Genomic DNA, 1,267 nt, shown 5'->3' on the forward strand with positions numbered 1-1,267 from the left:
TGTAGTGGTCAACTAATTTAGGACACCTGATAAGAGGTTTTTGTTAAAGTAGCGTTTCTCTTTTTCTAGCGGTGTTAAATAGTCATTAAAACGGTGTGGTCTCACTGACTGATAATAGCCCCAAATATAATCAATAATGGCAGTCCGAGCTTCAGCAATATTCTCATAACCGCCCTTTGGCATCCATTCTGTTTTAAAGCTCCTGAAGAACCTTTCAGTTGGCGCGTTGTCCCAACAGTTACCTTTTCGGCTCATGCTCTGCTTCATGCCATTACAACTTGCCACGGATTCAGCAAACTTCTTGCTAGTGTAATGGGTGCCTTGATCAGAGTGAAACAACACCCCACTTGGCTTTAAGCGCGACTGATACGCCATCTGCAGCGCTTTGGTTGTCAGCATACTGTCAGGCGAATCTGATACAGCAAAGCCAACAATACGACGAGCATATAAATCTAAAACGATAGCTAGGTAGCACCAGCCGCCTTTAATGCGAACATAAGTGACATCACCTGTCCAGACATGATTGGGCGATGTGGGGCTAAAGTTACGGTTCAGTATGTTGTCATGAGCTTTGTGTTCTTCATCACAGTGCTTGTATTTATGCGTCTTTAACTGACAGCTTTTAAGCCCCATGCTGCTCATAAGTTTACCTACCATATAACGGGTCAGCTTGATGCCGTGTTCATTCATTAGTATAGCGGCAATGCTGCGAGCGCCTGCTGAGCGCTTTGAGTCGTTAAATATTTGGCGGACTAATGCTTTAGTTTTGACGGCTTCAAGGCTGATGGGCTTGGGCTTTAGTCCATAGTAGTAACTGCTCCTCAATACCCCAAACAACTTGCATAAAAGGCTTTTACTGGCCTGTTTGTCTTGCTCTGCAAGCTTGCTTATCAGCGATAGCCGTTCAGGCTGTCCAAGGCCAGCAGAGCAGAAGCCTTTTTTAATATGTCGCGCTCCATAGTCAGCCGCTTAACCTGCTTACGCAATTCTTGAAGCTCGCGCTGTTCATCCGTTAAAGCGTTGCCGACTTTAGGCGCTTGGCCACTCATTTCTTGACGGTACTGACTCAGCCATTTCTGCAGGGTAGATTTGCCAATACCCAGTGAGCTTGCCACATCAGGTATGGTGCGGTTGTGATCAGTGACTAAGCTAATCGCTTCTAATTTAAATTCTCGGGTATATTGGTTGCGTTTGTTGGTCATACTATTTTCCTTCTTTGGGTTAGTATAGCCTCTTAGCAGTTGTCCAATTTAATTATGCCACTACA

At 44.9% G+C, this 1,267-nt stretch carries 2 protein-coding genes; both read right to left on the minus strand.

The annotated features are described in order from the left end of the window. Positions 1–12: 12 nt before the first annotated feature. The gene (locus JMX07_RS13465) at positions 13–945 is read right to left on the minus strand and encodes an IS3 family transposase (protein WP_201608432.1); all 933 of its coding nucleotides are present in this window, start codon (positions 943–945) and stop codon (positions 13–15) included. Beyond that, positions 891–1,202 (minus strand): transposase, encoded by a 312-nt coding sequence (locus tag JMX07_RS13470; RefSeq protein WP_201608430.1) that lies wholly within the window; start codon positions 1,200–1,202, stop codon positions 891–893. The genes JMX07_RS13465 and JMX07_RS13470 overlap by 55 nt, the downstream gene beginning before the upstream one ends. Positions 1,203–1,267 lie beyond the last annotated feature (65 nt).

Source organism: Psychrobacter immobilis (genome assembly GCF_904846235.1).
Taxonomy (GTDB): Bacteria; Pseudomonadota; Gammaproteobacteria; order Pseudomonadales; family Moraxellaceae; genus Psychrobacter; species Psychrobacter immobilis_C.